The organism is Treponema zioleckii (genome assembly GCF_014737315.1).
GTDB lineage: Bacteria > Spirochaetota > Spirochaetia > Treponematales > Treponemataceae > Treponema_D > Treponema_D zioleckii.
The window spans coordinates 1-20,011 of record NZ_JPUF01000037.1 but is presented as its reverse complement, the minus strand read 5'-3'; the positions used below and the strand labels follow the sequence as shown (position 1 = coordinate 20,011).

Here is a 20,011-nt window from a genome sequence, read left to right as displayed (position 1 = left end):
TTGTGCGTATCTGTCTCCAAAAGTTTAGAAATACGGTGGTTGAGCGGAGTCGAAACCACCATATCATAAGTCAGTTCGTCTATTTTGCGTCGAGAACGCTTTCAGAAGGTGTTGAGCCGGCATCGCTAGAATGAACAAGAACGTAAACCGTGCCGTCTTTTGCTTGATGAGTTTTTAGCACCGTCGTTTTGCTCACCCTTTCGCTTGACGTTACGGAAGCATCCTTTGTAATCTGAACGGATTCTCCTTTTTTGCTGTCAGAACGTTTTATATCCAACGACGAGTGAACTTCAGTTTTTATCATCGCGGAAATTGCCTTTTTTGCATTCAGAACAGCAAGCTTGTAGGATTTTTCATAATTACCAAGATTCGCAGAACCTACGGCATAATACCCCGTCTCATCGGCACGCTCAGTGGTAATCCAATCTGGAAGCGGGTCTTCAACTTTTGTGCTTTTACAAGATTCAAAAAAAGAGACAAAAAAAACAAGAGAAACCAAGAATAAAAATTGAGGAAAGAATTTCTTCATAAAAAACTCCAATCGGCGTTAGTTCTGGCTTGCAGCACGGTAAACATAACCAAGTATGTAGCTAGGAATTCCAAAAACTATGGCAAAAACGCTACCGACTCTGGAGCCAATAATAGTAATTTTTTTCGTCATTCGTTTGGTCTTAGCAGAAATATCTACGTTGCTAGAAGCCATGTTAACTTCGCTGTCAACAACTTCCGTGTCGCCGTTCCATTTTACTTCTTCAACAACACGTTCGTCTACAATCTTTGCAGACGAAAAAGTTCCCCTGTATTTTCGGTACTTATACTCATCGGTCTTCATGTATTCTGCAACAAGTTCGTTGTATTCTTTTTTTTCGGCAGCTGTATTCGGCAAAAGAAAAGTCGTATCATCACCGTCAGCAGCCATCCACCCCAAAAAGAAATTTCCCAGCATATAACCAGACACACGCACTGTCTGCCAAATCGTATCTCCAATCACAATAAACGGAACGCCAAGCGTGTAATAAGCCACCAATTTTCCGTCAGTCTTGTTCTGCGCCGTGATTTTTCGGTAAGTTGTGCGATAATGCGCGTCACCGCTCTCTTCATCTTCAGAAACGACCTGAGTATTATTCTCAACAACATATTCTTTGGTGCTCGAACAAGAAAAAATGAGAACGGACAATATTAAAAACAGAAAAATTTTACGCATTTTCATAACACTTTTATTATAACTTAATAAAAAACAAAGTCAATTTAAACTTATTTTCACATTCAAAACAAGCCAATTCGTCCGCAAGCCTGCCGGCTCCAATTGAATTACAGTCGTTGCTTTTATATACTGTTCACTTTAAGGAGATCATTATGACAACATTTCAGGGAATTGTACTCGGCGTTCTGCAAGGAATCGCGGAATTTCTGCCGATTTCTTCAAGCGGACACCTAAAAATCGCACAGCACCTTTTTGGTCTTTCGGAAGTGCCACTGCTTTTTGACATTTTTTTGCACATGGCAACGCTTGCGGCAGTGGTTCTTTATTACAGAAGAACGATTTTAAAACTTTTGTGCATTCTGTTCAGATGGATTTTTAGGCGACCAGCACCGCAAACAGAAGAAAATCCGAGCGGAAAAACAGCGACACTCGCACCAAACGAAAGCATCGGCCGAAATACAATCATAATGATTATTTTGAGCACAATCGTAACAGGTGCAATCGGTATTTTTACTTCAAAACTTATCGATGATGGCTCAGTGCCATTAAAAATGATTTGCTCAGGATTTCTCGTCACATCAATTCTTTTGATTCTTTCCGAAGTAATCGCACGAAAACGCACGAACGATGAGATTACAAAAATCAGCTGGATTCAGGCATTGCTGATCGGCCTTGCTCAAGGAATCGGAACTTTGCCAGGAATTAGCCGAAGCGGAATTACGATTGCAGGCGCACAATTCACAGGAGTTGACAGAGCCACGGCCGGCGACTACTCGTTTATAGTCTCGATTCCGGCGATTGCAGGTGCATTTATTCTTGAACTCAGAAAAATTGGCGAAGTTACGGCAATAATTTCCCCGGCACCAATTATTGCGGGTTGCGCGGCAGCCTTTGCAGCAGGATTCTTGTCACTCACCTGGCTTATAAAATTAATCCGAAAAGGAAAGCTTGAATACTTTGCAGCCTATTTGGTTCCTGCCGGCATTCTAGGAATCATTTTCTTTTAGAAAAAAGTTTTTAAACAAAAAAAGGCACGCTACCAATCGGAAACGTGCCTTTTTTTGCGGAATAGTAGATTCGAACTACTGACCCCCACGATGTCAACGTGATGCTCTAACCAACTGAGCTAACCCCGCATATCTCACAAGCGAGGATTAGACTATATCAAAAAAGATAAGAGTTGGTCAAGCGGAACGTGCGAGGAAAATTATTGCAATAAACAAACTGCGCCAGCGTTTTCTTCCGCATTCGTCTTGGCCTCATCGGCTGTGACGGCGGTGTAGGTGTAGATACTCAGAGAGCTGAACAAAGTTGAATCAGTTGCGGAAATGTTGCTTGTCGAAGAAACCTTTTCTCCTGCGTTTCCGCTTGCGTGGAGGACTGGAGTCGAATCGCCAGACGCGGCATTGAACGAGTATTTGCAGCCGGAGCCGAAATAGTTGTTCTCCGCATACACAATCGCGTTCTTTCTAGCATTGACGCACGACTGTGAAGAATATGGAGAGCCTGACGTTGTGTAATAATTGTTCAAAACATGAATCGTCGAGTTTCTGACCATGGGCAGGCGCTGACCGCAATTCTCGAAATAATTTCCGATGAGGGAAACAAAGCGCTTTGAGTTGTCTCCGTCCGAATCAGATGAGCCAATCAGCATTGTCTTGTCGTGTTTCTTGAAGTGGCAGTTTGAGACGGTGATGTTCGTGGAGTCACCCTTCATGTCGCAGAGACCGTCGAAAATCTGCCATTTCTCTTTCGTCGTGTTTGTCGTGTATGCCAAAGTGAGAGTGTCCTCAAAAGTGCAGTGGTCAACCCAGATGTACGAGCTGCTTCCCTGAATGCAGATGCCGTCCCACTGGGCGTTGTAGCCGTCTGAGGCTTTATATGCCTTATTTGAAGTAGAAACTTCATGATGCGGGAACGGGTCGCATGGATCTTGAATCGTAAGATTGCGGATTATGATGTTTTTCTTTCCGTTTATTTGAATCGAACCGCCACGGATTCCACAGTTCTCGTCCTTTCCGATGAGAGTCGTTCCGTCTTTTGAGATCGTAACTTTAATGAGATTTCCGTACGCTTCATTCAATTTCCACAAATCACCGTACAAAGAACTGTGCGATGCGTTTGTTGGAGCTGTTGCATCCCCATCTTCGGTATTCTCCGCACATGCCGCAGTATATTTATCAACCCAGTCGGCATAGTCAGAATATGTTGAAACGGTCGAATTCACGAAAGAATCCAACGCAGATGGAGCTGTTGACATTGAAGTCTTTCCGCTTTCCCACAATTTTCCCTCGCTCATGTCAATCATGCCGTCGATGATGATGACTCCGCCATTCGAGAGGGCAGAGAGAAGCTCTTCGCGAGTTGTTACAGTGGTTCCGTCAGAAGTTGAGTAGTCTGTGCTAAGGCTGGCATATCCCACAGGCGTGTCCGTCAACGAGAGTGTCGGTGTTGTCGAGAAAGTCACCGTTTTTTCTCCTTGCACGCTGACGGTTCCCCATGTGGCGGTCACGGTCACCGTTACGCTGTCTCCTTCCAATGCGCTGTCGCTCACGGAAAGCTCGACGCTTTCTCCTGTTGTCGCGCTCAACGATGCTTGGCTGTCTGATGAAAGACTCCACGAATATGTGATTTCAGGGCTTCCCGTCTTTTTAGGTGTCGCGGTCAATGCTGATTTGCCTCCGATGCGGGCTTTTCCGCTTCCAGAAATCGAAACACCCGTAAGCGAATCTTCCTCCTCAGCGTCTGCCTTGCACCCAATTGCAAACAAAGCAAAAAGACTGCACAAACCGGCTAGCAAAAAATATTTCTTCATAAAAATTCTCCTAAAATGCTAAAAATTCAAAATAGACAAATGGTAAAACAAAGTAACAAAAATAAAGATTTATGTCATTAAAAAAACTTTTATATAGTTTTAGAAGATTTTTTTAACAATTATATTTCAAAAAAAAGACAAGAAAGGACAAACAGAAAGCTTTTAGGAGAGAATAAAAAAAGCACAATTGCAAATTACAACTGCGCTTTTTCAAAAACATATATTAGTTTTTTACTGCAGAAGAGATTCTTTCAAGAACCTTCTTGCGGTCAAGTGGCTTAACGATGTAGTTCTTCGCACCGAGAAGAAGTGATTTTTTTACCAACTCCTCTTTACCAAGAGCACTTACCATAATAACTTTTGCATTCTTGTCAAAAGCCATAATCTGCTCAAGTGCTGTAAGACCATCCATTCGCGGCATAGTAATATCCATAGTAACTAAGTCAACGTTTGGACAAAGTTCCTTATATTTATCTACACCATCTTTTCCATCAACCGCTGTTGCAACTACTTCATATCCTTCACTTGTAAGAATCTGCCCAAGCTGCTTTGCAACGAACATTGAATCATCAACTACCAACACACGGATTTTTGTGCCGTCAGCATTTACACCTTCTGGCGGACGCTCATTGATTGAAGGAAAATCCTGTTTTGTTTTCATAATGATACTCCTTATTATACGCGTTCGCGAATTGCGACGTTTACTTCAATTTTACCACAATCTGTAATTAGAGGAACGATCAAAGCCTCAACGCTGTTTGAATTTCCACCCATTGCAGCAATTTCCATTTTTTCACCAGCAAACAAAGCAGGTGGAGTCAAGTCGAATTTAAAACCAAGCTCGTGCAATTTTGTAACAGCCTGAGCTGTAATCAAATTCGCCAATTCACTAATTGTAGCCTTTGCCAAATCATCAAATTCAGAAAGTTTTTCACCGTTCATTGCAGAAGCAATATTAAGTGCGGTTTCAAATGTCATGTCGAACAAAACACGACCTTCAACATCTCCAGCAAGACCTACAAATGCCGCAACACCCATAACAGGCATAGCAGTTGATTTCAAATATAAGTCACCGCGGGTAACAGTAGCACCGCCAAGAACCTCCTTCAAAATCTGGTAAGAGGTTTCTACAAACGGATTAATGTACTCTACTCTCATGTACTATTTCTCCTCTATTTATTTTTCCCGAAAATGGTAACCGATCCGCTTTTATTAACAGACCACTTATTGTCACTTTCCAATGACTCATTACGTCCAAGAATTACAATACCGTTGCCCTTAAGCTTTTCTGCAAAATCAGCAACGATAGACTGCTGTGATTTTTCAGGCAAGAATGAAAGCACATCTCTTGCAAGAATTATATCAACAGGTGGCAAAGAGTTAGTATTCGAACAATCATGATACTCAAACATGATGCTGTCACGAATTTCTTGATTAAAAGTGAATTCACCATTTGCTTTTTTAGTAACATACGGTGAATACCAATCATTTGCCACATCATTAGGAACCGAAAGTAACGGTGCATTTGAAATGCTCAACAAATCAATTTCATGTGCATAAACACGAACTTTAGCACTAGGATAACGTTTTTTCAAGAGACAAGCAAATGAATAAGTTTCGTATCCTTTACCACATCCAGGATTCCAAACAACAATCTGCTTTGCAGTATTATCTGGCAATGACTTATAAAGCGCATCCGCATAATCCTTCTTCCACCAAGTTCCAGTACAAGGCGAATAGAACGGAGCCAAATATGCATCTGCATCAGCTGCACTCTGAAGCTGAGTTTTGCCCTCTCCTCTCTCGGCTTCCCAATCTGCGTAACGGTCTTTTATCCATGCATCGTTCAATGAAGTCACTACAAACTTTCGTAAAGAAGCAAGCCCTTCAACGATGAATGTATAATCAACGGCTTTCGCCTCTTTTTTAGGTTCCGGAGCAGGAGCAGCCTTAGATGGCGAAGATACTTTTGCAGCCGAAGTCTGTGCAACTTCCGCTACGGGAGCATTAGCAACCGGAACAGACATTCTTCCAGAAACTTCTTTTACGGTTCCAGCCGCAGCCTCAACAGACTTAGCCTCTGTTTTTGCTCCAAAGATTCTTTCGATATCAAGCAAGATGTAAAGTCGATTATTTACCTCAACAACACCTTGAATGTATTTTATATTAATATCACCAAAAAGCGGGTGTGGCGGATTAATCGTTGATTTTTGAATACCGACAACTTTGTCAATGTCATCAACAACAACACCAAACAACTGATCTGCAATATTTACGATGAGCATATTTTCCAATGCATCATATTTTCTTTCTGGCACATCAATATTGAAGAAAAGTCGCAAATCTACAATCGGGATAATCTCGCCACGAAGGTTGTATACACCAAGCACAAACGGCAATGTATTTGGTACATAAGTAAAACGACCAGCCTTTGCAATTTCTTTTACTTTCATAATGTCAATTGCATAGTCCTTTCCAGCTAGCGAAAAAGTAACCATTTTATAGTCAATCGCAGCCATCTGATCATTTTTTTCGTTTGCAACAGTTTCATTAAGTCCTTGCAACTGGAGCGAACCAAGACTTTCTTTCAAAACCGTATTAATAGAAGGCTGACTCTGATTTGCTGGGGTTTCCATTTAATTCTCCTTATTCATAGTATAAATTAACCAGTTATCAGCTAGTCGCTCAGCAATCCATTTTCCTGTCTTGCTTCAATCTCTTGTCGAACACCAAGCTCAAGGAGCTGCGTTACATCGATAATCAAAGAAACTGAACCATCACCAAGAATAGATGCACCGGCAATACCAGGAGACTGTGTGAACTGATCACGCAATGGCTTGATTACAACGTCTTCCTCACCGATAAGACTATCAACCATAATACCGATTTTTTTATCTTGAGAACCAACAATTACAACAAAGCAGTACTCACCTTCTTCTGAAGTTCTAATATTAAACAAGCGACTCAATCTAAGCACGCTTATTACTTCATTACGAACATTCAAAACTTCATAGTTGTCAATCGTGTTGATTTCTGATTTTTTTACACGAACACTCTCAATAACAGAGGCAATTGGAATTGAGTAAACTTCTCGTCCAACTTGAACCAAAAGTCCCTGAATAATAGCCAAAGTCAATGGCAAACGAATACTAAACTTAGAGCCTTTTCCATGCTCGGTTGTAACAGTAACAGTACCATTCAACTTCTCAATCATCGTCTTTACAACATCAAGACCTACACCTCGTCCAGAAACGTTGGTAATCTTTTCTGCCGTTGAGAAACCTGGCATAAAGATAAGCTGAGCAGCTTCCTGATCTGTAAGAACTTTATTTGGATGAATAAGCCCCTTGCTGATAGCCTTATTTTTTACCTTCTGTACATCAATTCCGCCACCATCATCGACAACATCAATAATAATCATGTTACCTTCATTGGCAGCCTTCAACATAACGGTACCGGTTTCATCTTTTCCGGCAGCTTTTCGAACATCAGGCTTTTCAATTCCGTGGTCAACCGAGTTTCGAATACAGTGCATGATAGGATCCATAAGGTCATCAATTACAGTCTTATCAAGTTCTGTCTCTTCACCTTCAATAAGCAAAGTAACTTTTTTACCCAAATCACGCTGCAAATCGCGAACAACACGCGGGAAACGATCGAAAATCTGACTGATAGGAACCATTCGGATTTTCATTACGCCCTCTTGCAATTCACCGGCAATACGACCGAGATTCTGTGTTGAAGAATGGAATTTTGAATTCAAATCTTTGAATCTAGTTTCAAAAGCATCAAAGTAATTTGCAATATCACCAAACTCATTGAGAATATTTGATTTTATGTCTTTTACAGCAACACCGTTCTGAATTTCTTCAAGATACTGAGGAAGTTGCTCAAACATTTTTCTTACTTTTTCTTTGAAAGAAGAATCCAATGTCTGGAACTGAACAAGCATGTCCGCAAGCTGGCTCGCACTCTGGTTGAACGATGCTTTCGTAATAACAGTCTCACTGATAAGGTTCAACAAGTAGTCAATTCGTTTTGAATCTACACGGAGAATTGAACTCTGCTGTGCATGTCCGCTCGCCGCCGCACCCTTTGCAGGAGCTTTTGCAGCAGGCTTATTTTCTGTAGCCACTGCCGGTACGCTTGCCGCAGAAGTTTCAGCAACAGGTGCAGGAGCCGATACGGCAGGAGATGAAACAGGCGCTGGCTGTGGTGCCGCAGCTGGAGCTGCTTTTGCAGGGGCACTATCCTTAGAAACCGCATTATCAAGATTTTTCGCATCTACGCTAAGAGTAACGTCATCGAGGAAGGCCGTATCTTCGATTTGGTCAGCCGTATTCGAAGTTGCTACATAATAAACAACTTCCTTGTAGAAAACATCCTCGTAAAGAGCATCAAAATCAGGAACGGTCTTAAGAACCGTACCGCAAGCCTTCAATGCCGCAAATACCTGAATACCACCTACGGTGTTCATAGGATTGTTTTCATCAAACACTACGTTTACAGACCACAATTTTTGTCCAGCGGCACAGCCTTGCTTTAATTCTGCAAGTTCATACTCAGAAAGAGCAACAGTTACATTTTCTGCTGCAGGAGCCGCAACCGGAGCAGCTGGCTGAGGCGCAGGAGCCGGTTTTGCAGGAGCAGAAGCTGCTTTTGCTTTTCCAGAACCATCTGGAATAAATGATTTGATTTTTTCGGTAATCTCATCAACACTCTCGCCATAAATGCTACCGTTTGTTCGAGCCTCAAGCATGGCTTTTATCACATCAAGGGCTGTAAGCAAGGTGTCTACGACAGGCTCAGTTACCTTGACACGATCGGATCTGACTTCATCAAGCAAATCCTCCATTATGTGAGCGAAGTGAGAAATCTCAGTAAACTCAACAGTCGCAGAGTTTCCTTTTAATGTATGGGCTGCTCGGAAAATCTCATCAATGGCATCATGATTATTAGGATCATTTTCAATTGCCAAAATATTACTTTCCAAGTTATCGACCATAAGCTCAGATTCTGAGAAGTAATCTTTCAATAATTCTTCATTGTTTGCATCAAGATAATCACTCATATAACTTATTTTAACCTTTCCACTTTCAAAGTCAAGAAAAAAATACAAATATCTCAAACTATTTTAATATTTCTTTAAGAATACATTTGTATTTGACATTTTCCGTGATTTTAAATTTTATTCAAGTCAACCTCACATAATTTTTTTCACTTTTTAAAATAATATGTCGTCAAAATTTACAATCTGCCACACAATTTTATCAAAACAGATTCAAAATCTTCCGATAAACAAGAAACAAGGATTTTCTATGTGATAGAACATCCTAGACTAAAAATTCGGAGCTATTATAAATGAATTTGATAAAAATATGTACTGCTTTTGGTCTCTTTGTTTTAGGAGCGACAATCAATGCAGCACCATTTATTTCTGGAAATTTAGGATTAAACGGTACGGTCGCTTCGGATCCCTCATCCAGTTCATACGACCCGACCTTTGCTTTAGACGGATACCTTTCAGGACAATTGAATTTTAGTTCAAATTTGATTTTGAACGCTGATATTTCAATTAACACGTCTGACGTTTCATCTTCAGGTCTGTTCGGTGACAAAATCGCCACATTCAGGATGGATTCACTTTCAGCAACGTACATACTTCCAGCATACGGAAAAATTCACTCGCTAAACGTCTTTACAGGACGTGTACATGCTATTGGAAAAGAGGAATTTTTACAACAGCAATTTGGTATAAAACCATTTTATTCTTTGATGACCGACGATTGGTTTGGAGTTAATGGAGTAAATATTCAACGAATTTACGGAAACGGTTTTTCCTACACGATAAAACCTGCTTCGCTTCCAATTGCGCTCGCTTTTTTGGCTTACAAAAACAAAGACAACGAAGATGACACAGAACCTACTTTGGATTTAAAATTCGGAACGGTAACAAAATATTTTTCTGCAGAACTGATGATGGGCGCGGGAATTCCGTTCAAATCAGAAGACCCGAACGGAAACAAAGTTTTCCTTTATATTGATTCAATCAATCTTCATTCTGCCGCTGACATTTTAATAGGTTCAAGTTATGGCTCTTCCCTCCTCATTCAGTTCGGTTTTGAGAACATGATTGTAAAAGCTGCATCTATTGATGAATTTCCTAGCGCAGATGACATTTTTATTCTTACGGAATTGCGCATGAGAGAAGGCGGAACACAAGTCTGCATGGGAGTTTTTAACATTCCGGGCGAAAAAAGCACGGACGAAACTACAGGCGACACGATTTACACTGTATCAAACATGCCATTTATAGAAGATACTTTTGGTGCAAACCTTACGATTATGAACGACAGACTGCATTTTTTTGATTACGACATGACTTTTGGAGTTCATGGTACGTTCTCTGTTCCGAACATGCACTTTACGGACATACCAAATTTTAACGATTACAAATCTGACGCAAATTTTAAGGTTTCGCCATTCATGGACGTTAAGATATTCGGCGGTGTCGTAAAAGTTCTCGGACAAATCAACGTCCTTGACTTGCAGGATGACAAAGGCAAAGCAATAAAATTCAGTGTTGGATATAAGACAAGTTTTTAGCTAAAAATTACAACGAACATAAAAAAGCTGAACGAAAATCATTTTAACTTTCGTCAGCTTTTTTTATTTTTTATTTCTTTTCAAGAACAAGTTTTGAAAGCCGTTCGCAAGCTTCTTCAATGTCTTTTCGGTGACCGAATGAACTGAATCGAACGAAACTTTCGCCAGCAGGTCCAAAACCTGAACCCGGAGTCGTTACGACATGGCATTTATCAAGAATCAAGTCGAAAATCTCCCATGATTCATATCCAGGGAATTTAGCCCAAACATACGGACCGTTTCCTGTAAAATAAACTTCAACGCCGATTTTTTTGAAATTCTCGCCGTCAAGAGTTGATTTTATCAATCGACCGTTTTCAAGATAATAGTCAACAGAATCCTTCATGTCTTTTAGTCCCTGCTCATCAAGAGCCGCAAGACCACCGGCCTGTACAATGTTAGACGCTCCGTTGAACAAAGTCGTCATAACACGATTCCAGTCACGGTTAACAGAAGAACCATCTGCAAACTTTAATTCATTAGGCACAATTGTCCAGCCAAGACGAACGCCAGTGAAACCTGCAGGTTTAGAGAAAGAATTCACTTCGATTGCACAAGTTCGTGCACCTTCAATCTCAAAAATCGTTTTTGGGAGTTCTGGATTTCGGATAAAAGCAAAATATGCGGCATCGTAAATAATGATGCATCCGTTTTTGTTGGCAAAATCTACCAACGTTTTGAGCTGGGCTTTTGTAGCTGTGGCACCAGTCGGATTGTTTGGTGAGCAGAAATAAATCAATGTATCTGGCTCAATTTTTGAAAGATCCGGAAAGAAATCGTTTTCTGGAGTACAAGGCAAATAAGTTATTCCCTCGTAACCAGTTCCGTTATTTTTGCCAGCAGCTCCTACGACAACAGAACCGTCAACGTAGACAGGATAAGCAGGGTCTTGAACCGCTACTTTTACATTTTTTCCAAATAAAGTCTGAATTCTTGAAATATCACATTTAGCACCATCGGAAATGAAAACTTCGCTTGCATCTGCCATGCCTTTGTAAAAAACTTCGGCAATTCGCTCACGCAACTTTGAGTTTCCCTGCTCATCTCCGTAGCCAGAATAGCCTTCTGGAGTTGCAAGTCCTAACGCATATTCGCTCATAGCAGTTGCAATGTGTTTTGAAAGCGGCTCGGTGGTGTTTCCAATTCCAAGAGAAATAATTGATGCCTCCGGATGTTTTGAAGCATATTCACGACGGCGGCGGGCTACTTCTGGGAAAAGATAGCCAGCAGTTAAATTTGAAAAACCTGTATTTCTTTGTATCATAGTGAGATAATTTTAGCCTAAACTAACTTTTTTTCCAACTAGTCAGCGGGCTAAAATCAGAGCAACGCATTGTAAACTTACAGGTAGTAAAAAAAATTGTCTGCACTACCGCGAAAAAAATGTTTTTGTTCACGCGGTGCAAGGTTTAAGGTGTAAGGAACCTTTATTAACGCCGCAAAGCGGCTCACCTTGCAAACATTCACAAAAGCCATTTTTTCGCTCTTGTTCCGACAATTTTTTGTCTACTTGCTTACATAGCATCGATGCCGAAAGAAATTCGGCATGACACATTTTTTGCAGCCCACTCGCTTTCATTTTTCAGCTTTTACATTCACCGTGATGAAGTCAATTTTTCCTTCGCGGGCAAAAAGTTGCCTAGTTTCAATTTCTGAAAGTTCAGTTCCGCTGTGCTCAGCAACAGTTCCGTCGGAAAAACAAATTTTTATACTGGCACAATCAGAGTTAACGTAGGTAATCGGCACTCCGCACCACGAAAAATAAAGTTTTCCAAAATCTTCGCTTTGTGTAAAAAATTCGCTCGTTTTTAGAAGTTTCGGATTAAACCGGGCTTTTCCGCCGGAAACATCAACTCCAAGTTCGCCCCATCGGGTAAGAATTTCTTCTTTTACCTGCCCGGTCATTCCAGGCTGTTTTGCGCCCTTTCCGAACGGCGTGTGAGAATACGGGTCAAAAGGGAATGCCCCGTACAGTTCCGGAGTTTTGTTAAAGCTTAGGCCGTGACGCACATCGTAATAAGCATTTTTTAGCGATTCAGCATTTTTATCACCGTTCGCAAAAGCGTCGAGCGCGTGTTCCTGAACTGCGAGCAAGAGTTTAGAAACCATGTGCCAGTAAATACTTCCCAATCCTTCGTAGGCATAAAAAGTTCCGCTTCGGCCCGTAAAGTTTTGATGATTAAAAGTCTCTTCGTAAAGCGCGCAGAGAGTCTTGATTTCTTCTTCGCTGACCTTTGCCTCTTTTGGAAGTTTTCGAAGCACATCTTCCATTATTCGTCCATTGTGGAATTCGGCATTAAAATGCCACGTTCCATTGCAATCCTGCTCCAAAACGGACGAACCTGTTCGCGCAATAAAAGAAGACAGAGGCTTGATTTTTTCATCACAAATATTGTTTTTTTGCGTAAACGCAGGAAGATTTTTATTCGGATAGAGAATGTAAGATTCCTGACGAGGCTCAAAAAGTCTGCTTTTTTTTAGGGCAGAAAGAACTTCAAGAGTTTCTGAGGAATTCAAAAGTCCCGCAGAAAGAATCGCAACCTGACCTTCAAGCATTTCCTGGAGACGAAGAATTTTCATTTCATTTTCGTCCGCAATCATCGTGTTGTAAGTGTGATAAAGTCCGTCGTCCCGTCGATTCGCCTTAATACTTTCTTTGACCAGCGTGCAGATTGCCGAAAGGTACGAGCAGATTTTAGACGCAGAAAGCTCCACAGTTCCCTGAGAATAACCTTTTGCGTAAAGAGAATTTCTTTCTTCTTCAAAAATCTTTCCGGCGGCATCCGTAAAACGCTTTCGCTCCCCGTCATCAGAAAGAAGTTTTTCGCTGCAAGAATTTTTGTAAAGTTCACCGAGAGATGTAAAACACTCGGAAATAACTTTTGGAACTGTAAACGAACCGAATTCAGTTTTTGAATAAATCTCGATGAGGAAAGAAAGCATTCGGTGCAAATAGCAGAGCGTTACGACAGAAAGTCCCCAACCTGCAAGAGCGTTGTTCGCGTCGTTCCATTCTGGTCGCTGGGTGTTCATCCAAATTCCTCCGCCCGGCACAAGGTTCGAAGCCTTTGCGATGATGATTTGAAGGATTTTTGCAGTGAATGAAATGAGGGCTGGCTCGTCGCCGTTCATAACGAGTTTTGCGTCGCTTCCGTAAGTTTTGCTTTTTTCTATCAATTTGTCACTCAAAGTTTTATCAAAAATGATTGACGAATGTGGTGCTTTGAGGATTTCGGCATAACTTTTTAATCGATACGGAATGTTTGAACTTGTGTACAGACATTCGTTCAGGCAGTTTTTAAAACCTGCTGAATCTGTCTTGTTCCAAAGTTCAAGAAATTTTTGCAGATAAATAACTTGGTGATCGCCCCAATAGCCGTACTGCGCCCACGGATTGTCAGGCTCAGGGCATTCCCAGTCGATTCCGGCGCGAGAAATTCTGTACGGATTGAATCCGTCCTGCGTCATTGCGTTTAAAAATTTAGCCGTCATATTCGGAATGTATGCAGGATAGCTCATGGCAAGTGCTTCCCAGTTCTGAAAAATATCGCGCCAGTTGCCTTCGTAGTTCAGAATAGGATTTTTGTTCTCGTCGATTAGGCGAATATTGAATCGGTTCCACGGTCGGCTCGGATCTCCGTGTCGTCGGCTGAATATAATCGGCATGTATTCGAGTGCAAGTCTTATGAGCTGAGAATCGTTTGTGTCATAAAATTTTTTCATAACGAATGATTTTGCAAGTGAATTTTCTTTGGCACTGTCGCCCAAAGCTTTTTTTGCATCTTCATATTTTGCCACGTTACGAGATTTTATAAACTTCAATAAATCCGGGGCGTTGATTCTTCCGTTGTCTGCAAAAAAACCGCCTCGCATAATGTTGAACATTACGTTTGCCTCGTGATGAACAGAAGTCATTTCTTCTGCAGTGCTCTGAATTCCGTCTGACTCTCTTAAATAAGTCTGCATGAGCGACTCGCCCATAGAAATGTCTGCAAGAAGCTGTTTTTTTGCCAAAGCGCGGTCAGACAGAACAGTTTTTAGCGCGGCAACATTTTTTGCAGTCAGTGCAGTGTCAAAAACCTGTTCCCAGCACTCACAAGTTTTTCCGTCCAGAATAATTTTTTTTGCCACGAAGCACGAAGGTTTTTCGCCTTTTACAACATCAACGCTTTTTAAAGAATCCACATTGCCCTGAGCGGTAAAAAAATCTTCGATGGACGAAGGAGCAAGAAGAATTTTTTCGTCAGCCGTAAACCAACTTACATTCGCCAAAAGGCCTTCGCTAGGCTCCGCCTTGTCAGTGACTACAGAAGACAAAGAAAAAAGCGCAAGATTCGATTCTTCGTCCAAATCAGTTTTTTTATAAGCATCCAAAAGAACGGAATTGTTGTTCTCGAAAGCTGCATCCGTACAAGCTGGCATAATGTTTCGGCAGCCGTCAAGAATCGAAAGTTCCACTTTTGAATCCGAAAGATTTTCAATGCGTGCAAGTCTTACAAGACCGAATTTGGAAGAGGAAGTCCATCCATAGCGGTACGAAAGATTCAGGCGTTCGTTCACTTCTTCAAAGAAAACTTTTGTGCCCGTTGCGTTTTTGTAAATGTTTCGACGGATTTTTTCGTCCTGAATAAAACGCGCTCCTGTTGAACAAAGAAGCGGCGCGAACGGTTCCCAAAATTCAGTTTTGCCGTCAGAAGTTTTTACCGCAATTGCGGCATAGTGCCCTGTCGTCAGTTTTGAGTCAGAAACCTTGTCGGCAGTGTAATACGGAAAAATCGCGTAGTCACAATTGATTCTTCCGGCGGTAATGCCGCCCTGAGACCAGCAGAAATTCCAAATATCGGAAGAACTGGTGATGGTCATAAAAAAATCTTCCATGCAGTCATAATTTTCAATTTTATAAAAAATCTCACCGTCAAGTTCGGTAAAAAGTCCGTTCACGTTTTTTTTCATAAATTACTCCCATAATTTTATTGTGCAGTTGTATGCGTCCACACTACAAACTTGCAGGTGTAAAAAAATTGTCTGCACTAACGCGGAAAGCCGTTTTTGTTCACGCGGTGCAAGGTGCAAAGAAAATTATTGACGCCGCAAAGCGGCTCACCTTGCAAACGTTCACAAAAGCCGTTTTCCGCTCTCGTTCCGACAATTTTTTTAATAAGTCCGTAACGTACGGTCAACAGATTTTTACCTTTACAAATTTATAATGCAGAAGTCCTTTCAAATGCACAATAAAGTATGAAATTGTAGGTGTCAATTTAAAAGGTTAGGAAAACCGAAAGATAGCCACTTTTCTGAAAGCTCACTTCCTACCATTCAAGGTGGGCTTACCCTATACTCTGTGGTTAAGGAGGAACTTATGGGAACACCAAGTGCAAAAAAGCCGAATACGGAACTTTGCAAAAAGACCGTATGGCAACGGCTAAAAGATGAAAAATGGCTGCAAATCATGGCGTGGGCAGGACTCATCTGGATGCTCGTATTTAATTATGCCCCGATGTACGGTCTTCTTATTGCATTCAAAAAAAATTACAACATTACAACATCTCTTTTCAGTATTGACTTCATTAAATCTGCGTGGGCAAGCACAGGTGGCTTGCAACACTTTATAAATTTCTTTAAGGACGAAGAATTCGTAAACGTAATGATGAATACGTTGGGAATCAGTCTTCTGAAACTTGCGATTTGCTTTCCGATTCCAATTGCCTTCGCAATTCTTTTGAACGAAGTAAAAAATGCAACTTTTAAGAGAACGATTCAGACGATTTCTTATCTTCCGCACTTTCTTTCATGGGTCGTGCTCGGAGGAATCCTTACAACTTGGCTTGATGAGAGCGGACTTTTTAATCAGTTTCTTACGGCCATCGGAATCATGAACAAACCGATTTCGTTTCTCGCATATCCAAAATATTTTTGGCCGATTGTAGTCATTTCGGACTTGTGGAAGGAGATGGGCTGGTCCGCAATCATTTATCTTGCGGCGATTTCTGGAATTGACCAGGAAATGTACGAAGCGGCGGAAATTGACGGAGCTTCCCGTCTCAGACAGATTTTTTCTATCACGCTGCCGTCAATTAAGGGAACGATTATAATCATGTTCATTCTTGCGGTGGGCGGTCTTTTGAATTCAAACTTTGACCAGATATTCGTGCTTTGGAATCCGTTGAATTCAGAGAGGTCAAACGTTATCGACATTTACACGTATACGACAGCCATGCGAAGCATGAGATATTCTTACGCTGCGGCAATAGGTTTGTTCAAGTCTGTAGTGGCCTTCATGCTGCTGTTTATGGCCAACAAAATCACCAGAAAAGTGAACAATGTTTCACTGTTCTAAAGCGGGGAGTAAAAAATGAGCAAGAAATTAAAAGACAAAACTTCAACGAGCAGATTCGTTACGATTCTTATGCTGGTCATTTGTTTTATCTCCCTATACCCGGTTTGGTACACGGTGATTGTTTCGTTGAATGATTCTACGGACACTTTGCGCGGCGGAATCTACTTTTTAATGCGAAAGTTCACGCTCGAAAGCTACAAGACGGTTTTTCAGGACCACGCAATTATAAAAGCATTCGGAATTACGATTGCGCGAACGTTGATTGGAACGGTTACCAGCGTTCTTTTTACGGCAATGGTAGCCTATGCAATGTCAAAAAAGCACATTTTTGGACATAAGGTTTACATGATTGTGGGTACGATTACAATGTTTTTTGGCGGCGGATTGATTCCTACATTCATTTTGTACAAGAATATAGGCTTGTATGACAATTTTTTGGTTTACATCATTCCGTACATGTTCAATTTTTATAACATGATAATCTTTATGTCTTTCTTCAGGGAAATGCCTGTGGCGCTGGAAGAAAGTGCAAAACTGGACGGAGCGAACGATTTAATCATATTCTTTAAGATAATTCTTCCGCTTTCAATGCCTGTTGTTGCGACAATCGCGCTTTTTAACGGAGTATGGCACTGGAACGACTATTTTACGGGAGTTATGTTCGTGAACGAGTCAGATCTGCAGCCGATTCAGACTTTCTTGTACCGAATCGTGGCGAGCGCGAGTGCTTCAAAGGCAGTTGTAAGCCTTCCGGCAGGAGTTTCGGCACAGCAGGTAAGTTCACAAAGCGTGCGCCTTGCAACAATGGTTGTAACCACGCTTCCAATTGTGTGCGTTTATCCGTTCCTTCAAAAGTATTTCGTAAAGGGAATGCTCATTGGCTCGGTAAAAGGTTAAGGTAAAAGGTTAAATAAGGGAATCTTAAAAAAAACATCCAAATTTTAAGTTTTTCGAGATGCCCATAAATCATTCTAACTGAATGTTATATTATATAGAAGAAACTTGGCAAAAATCGAATAGACACAAATTGATTCGGAGGAAAATATGAAAAAAATCAAGCTGATTGCAAAGTTTTCAGCAATTCTTGCGCTTACAGCAGCCTCTCTGGGACTCTTTTCTTGCACAAAAGATGGCAAAAAAAGCATCTCGACTCTTCCAGGAACTGAAAATGAACCTGGGTGGAAGCTTAACGCTGCAAATCCAATAACTTTTGATTGGTACATTAACTTTTCGTGGTTTTCAAGGCATTGGGGCGACTCAAAAGTTTCAAAGTACATTACCGAAAAAACCGGTGTGAACGTAAACTTTATCGTTCCGGCAGGAAACGAGGCTGAAAAACTCAACACGATGATTGCAGGTGACGCGCTTCCAGATTTAATCACTCTCGGCTGGTTCGAAGGCCAGGTTCCGATGATGATTGATTCAGGTCTGGTCTACTCGCTTGACGAACTTGCCGAAGCATACGACCCGTATTTCTTTAAAGTTGCAAATCCAGACAAATTGGGCTGGTACAGGCAGGAAGACGGTCACGTGTACGGCTATCCGAACGCAAGCTACACTCCATCGGATTACGAAAAATACAAAGGAAAACTCACTTCAAACGAGACATTCCTTGTACGAAAAGATTTGTACGAAGAACTCGGCTCACCGGACATGACGACTCCAGAAGGATTTTTGGAAGCTCTCCGCATGGCAAAAAAGAAATTTCCGACCGTAAACGGTACACCGCTCATTCCGTTCGGAACGGCCGAATTCACCGATGTTGGTAACAGCCAGCTACAAACCGTGCTCTCGCACTTCCTTGCAATCAATCCTGAGCAGGACGGAAAATTTGAAGATGCAAACCTAGGTCTTACAGAAAATCCTGAATATGTTCGCTGGCTCAAGATGTTCCGCCAGGCACACGAAGAAGGCTTGATTCCAACGGACATTTTTGTTGACAAGCGAAGCCAGATTGAAGAAAAAGCCGCGCAGGGTCGTTATTTCTGTATGCTCTACATGAACTGGGATATGCAGGCACCGCAGAACGCATTGTACGCCCGTGACCCAAACAGCATTTATGTGGCTGTTGACGGACCAAAAAACACTCACGCAGATTCTCCAAAACTTGCAGGCGGAAGCATTGCCGGCTGGACCGTTACACTCATCAGCAAAAAGTGCAAAGACAAAGCCCGCGCAATTCAGTTCCTAACCTACCTTATAAGCGAAGAAGGACAAATGGACACGAATTTTGGTATTCCTGGCGAGACTTACAATATGGTTGACGGAATTCCAACTCTTCTTCCAGAGATAAAAGACCTTGATTCAACAGACAAAAACAAGCAAGAGACGGAAATCGGTCTCCTCTTTACTTACTGGATGCTCATGGACACTGCATGGCAAGCTCAGTGGGGTGTAGAATATGCACCGTCGTTGGAACAACCGCAGCTTTGGACATGTCCTTACGTTCATTCCTATGCGGTTTACGACGGTCTTACGCTCCCAATCGGCTCTGACGAAGACTTGATTTATCAGGAAATTCAACGCCGCTGGGGAAAAGACCTTTCAAACCTAATCAGGGCAAAATCAGAAGCTGAATTCGACACGATTCTTTCTGAATTCAATAAATACAAAAAAACTCGCGGAATCGACAAGATTCAGCTTTTGCAAACAGAGCTCATGCAAAAGAACAAAGCGAAGCTCGCAAGATAGCTTTTCCGTCACCCCGAAACCTCACCGACGCCCCGTCACCCCGAACTGGTTTCGGGGTCTTTTTTTACCGCAAGGATGCAGAGATTCTGAATCAAGTTCAGAATGACAAGTTTTCAGATTTCCAACGCAGATTCACACGGATGGGACACAGATACTGAAAAACGCGGATAGCGCAGCTTGGTCACAGATACTAAAAAAATCGGAGTGGCACTACAATGCCAGCCAGAGCGCAGTCGGAATGCCCGTTTTGTCACCTCGAGCGTAGTCGGAATAAGCATTTTTGTCACATCGAGCGCAGTCGAGAGGTCTACAAGCAATA

General features: G+C 41.7%; 14 protein-coding genes and 1 tRNA gene. 5 read left to right on the top strand and 10 right to left on the bottom strand.

Translation table 11 applies throughout. From position 1 onward, the window contains the following. Positions 1-79: 79 nt before the first annotated feature. Positions 80-529, bottom strand: a complete 450-nt coding sequence (locus tag JI65_RS10525) for an LPP20 family lipoprotein (protein ID WP_191016200.1) — start codon at positions 527-529, stop codon at positions 80-82. Between the two features lie 18 nt (positions 530-547). Next, on the bottom strand, positions 548-1,204 hold the full coding sequence (locus tag JI65_RS10520) for a hypothetical protein (protein ID WP_191016197.1): 657 nt from the start codon (positions 1,202-1,204) through the stop codon (positions 548-550). Positions 1,205-1,356: 152 nt separating this feature from the next. Between JI65_RS10520 and JI65_RS10515 the strand changes: the two genes are divergently transcribed. Continuing rightward, positions 1,357-2,211, top strand: a complete 855-nt coding sequence (locus JI65_RS10515) for an undecaprenyl-diphosphate phosphatase (protein ID WP_191016194.1) — start codon at positions 1,357-1,359, stop codon at positions 2,209-2,211. Between the two features lie 55 nt (positions 2,212-2,266). Here JI65_RS10515 and JI65_RS10510 read toward each other — a convergent pair. The 6 genes from JI65_RS10510 to JI65_RS10485 all read right to left on the bottom strand — a co-directional run bounded on the left by JI65_RS10510 (position 2,267) and on the right by JI65_RS10485 (position 9,090). Then, positions 2,267-2,340, bottom strand: a tRNA-Val gene (locus JI65_RS10510). Positions 2,341-2,411: 71 nt separating this feature from the next. After that, complete coding sequence (locus JI65_RS10505) at positions 2,412-4,019, bottom strand: pectate lyase family protein (RefSeq protein ID WP_191016191.1); 1,608 nt, start codon at positions 4,017-4,019, stop codon at positions 2,412-2,414. A 223-nt stretch (positions 4,020-4,242) separates the two neighbouring features. Further along, entirely contained in the window at positions 4,243-4,680 is a 438-nt protein-coding gene (locus JI65_RS10500) for a response regulator (protein ID WP_191016188.1), read from the bottom strand. A 14-nt stretch (positions 4,681-4,694) separates the two neighbouring features. After that, the gene (locus JI65_RS10495; RefSeq protein ID WP_191016186.1) at positions 4,695-5,177 is read right to left on the bottom strand and encodes a chemotaxis protein CheX; all 483 of its coding nucleotides are present in this window, start codon (positions 5,175-5,177) and stop codon (positions 4,695-4,697) included. A gap of 14 nt (positions 5,178-5,191) precedes the next feature. Further along, entirely contained in the window at positions 5,192-6,655 is a 1,464-nt protein-coding gene (locus JI65_RS10490; protein WP_191016183.1) for a CheR family methyltransferase, read from the bottom strand. Between the two features lie 41 nt (positions 6,656-6,696). Beyond that, positions 6,697-9,090, bottom strand: coding sequence for a chemotaxis protein CheW (locus JI65_RS10485; protein ID WP_191016181.1), 2,394 nt, complete (start codon positions 9,088-9,090; stop codon positions 6,697-6,699). Between the two features lie 290 nt (positions 9,091-9,380). Here JI65_RS10485 and JI65_RS10480 point away from each other — a divergent pair, with 290 nt between their 5' ends. Then, positions 9,381-10,625 carry a hypothetical protein gene (locus tag JI65_RS10480; RefSeq protein WP_191016178.1) on the top strand — a complete coding sequence of 415 codons (1,245 nt, stop codon included), beginning with the start codon at positions 9,381-9,383 and terminating at the stop codon, positions 10,623-10,625. 70 nt (positions 10,626-10,695) lie between these two features. Here JI65_RS10480 and JI65_RS10475 read toward each other — a convergent pair whose 3' ends face one another. Next, a complete protein-coding gene (locus JI65_RS10475) occupies positions 10,696-11,928 on the bottom strand; it encodes an LL-diaminopimelate aminotransferase (RefSeq protein ID WP_191016176.1) in 1,233 nt (410 codons plus the stop codon). Between the two features lie 311 nt (positions 11,929-12,239). Further along, positions 12,240-15,617 carry a hypothetical protein gene (locus JI65_RS10470; RefSeq protein ID WP_191016173.1) on the bottom strand — a complete coding sequence of 1,126 codons (3,378 nt, stop codon included), beginning with the start codon at positions 15,615-15,617 and terminating at the stop codon, positions 12,240-12,242. A gap of 406 nt (positions 15,618-16,023) precedes the next feature. Between JI65_RS10470 and JI65_RS10465 the strand changes: the two genes are divergently transcribed. From JI65_RS10465 to JI65_RS10455, 3 genes are all read left to right on the top strand, one after another. Then, a complete protein-coding gene (locus tag JI65_RS10465) occupies positions 16,024-17,001 on the top strand; it encodes an ABC transporter permease (protein ID WP_191016171.1) in 978 nt (325 codons plus the stop codon). 15 nt (positions 17,002-17,016) lie between these two features. After that, complete coding sequence (locus JI65_RS10460; protein ID WP_191016169.1) at positions 17,017-17,898, top strand: carbohydrate ABC transporter permease; 882 nt, start codon at positions 17,017-17,019, stop codon at positions 17,896-17,898. Positions 17,899-18,045: 147 nt separating this feature from the next. After that, positions 18,046-19,692 carry an extracellular solute-binding protein gene (locus JI65_RS10455; RefSeq protein ID WP_191016167.1) on the top strand — a complete coding sequence of 549 codons (1,647 nt, stop codon included), beginning with the start codon at positions 18,046-18,048 and terminating at the stop codon, positions 19,690-19,692. Positions 19,693-20,011: the final 319 nt, after the last annotated feature.

What these genes read in the sequence shown, in the direction of transcription:
- JI65_RS10525 (WP_191016200.1), bottom strand. Translation starts at nt 529, where the DNA reads ATGAAGAAATTCTTTCCTCAATTTTTATTCTTGGTTTCTCTTGTTTTT.
- JI65_RS10520 (WP_191016197.1), bottom strand. Translation starts at nt 1,204, where the DNA reads ATGCGTAAAATTTTTCTGTTTTTAATATTGTCCGTTCTCATTTTTTCT.
- JI65_RS10515 (WP_191016194.1), top strand. Translation starts at nt 1,357, where the DNA reads ATGACAACATTTCAGGGAATTGTACTCGGCGTTCTGCAAGGAATCGCG.
- JI65_RS10505 (WP_191016191.1), bottom strand. Translation starts at nt 4,019, where the DNA reads ATGAAGAAATATTTTTTGCTAGCCGGTTTGTGCAGTCTTTTTGCTTTG.
- JI65_RS10500 (WP_191016188.1), bottom strand. Translation starts at nt 4,680, where the DNA reads ATGAAAACAAAACAGGATTTTCCTTCAATCAATGAGCGTCCGCCAGAA.
- JI65_RS10495 (WP_191016186.1), bottom strand. Translation starts at nt 5,177, where the DNA reads ATGAGAGTAGAGTACATTAATCCGTTTGTAGAAACCTCTTACCAGATT.
- JI65_RS10490 (WP_191016183.1), bottom strand. Translation starts at nt 6,655, where the DNA reads ATGGAAACCCCAGCAAATCAGAGTCAGCCTTCTATTAATACGGTTTTG.
- JI65_RS10485 (WP_191016181.1), bottom strand. Translation starts at nt 9,090, where the DNA reads ATGAGTGATTATCTTGATGCAAACAATGAAGAATTATTGAAAGATTAC.
- JI65_RS10480 (WP_191016178.1), top strand. Translation starts at nt 9,381, where the DNA reads ATGAATTTGATAAAAATATGTACTGCTTTTGGTCTCTTTGTTTTAGGA.
- JI65_RS10475 (WP_191016176.1), bottom strand. Translation starts at nt 11,928, where the DNA reads ATGATACAAAGAAATACAGGTTTTTCAAATTTAACTGCTGGCTATCTT.
- JI65_RS10470 (WP_191016173.1), bottom strand. Translation starts at nt 15,617, where the DNA reads ATGAAAAAAAACGTGAACGGACTTTTTACCGAACTTGACGGTGAGATT.
- JI65_RS10465 (WP_191016171.1), top strand. Translation starts at nt 16,024, where the DNA reads ATGGGAACACCAAGTGCAAAAAAGCCGAATACGGAACTTTGCAAAAAG.
- JI65_RS10460 (WP_191016169.1), top strand. Translation starts at nt 17,017, where the DNA reads ATGAGCAAGAAATTAAAAGACAAAACTTCAACGAGCAGATTCGTTACG.
- JI65_RS10455 (WP_191016167.1), top strand. Translation starts at nt 18,046, where the DNA reads ATGAAAAAAATCAAGCTGATTGCAAAGTTTTCAGCAATTCTTGCGCTT.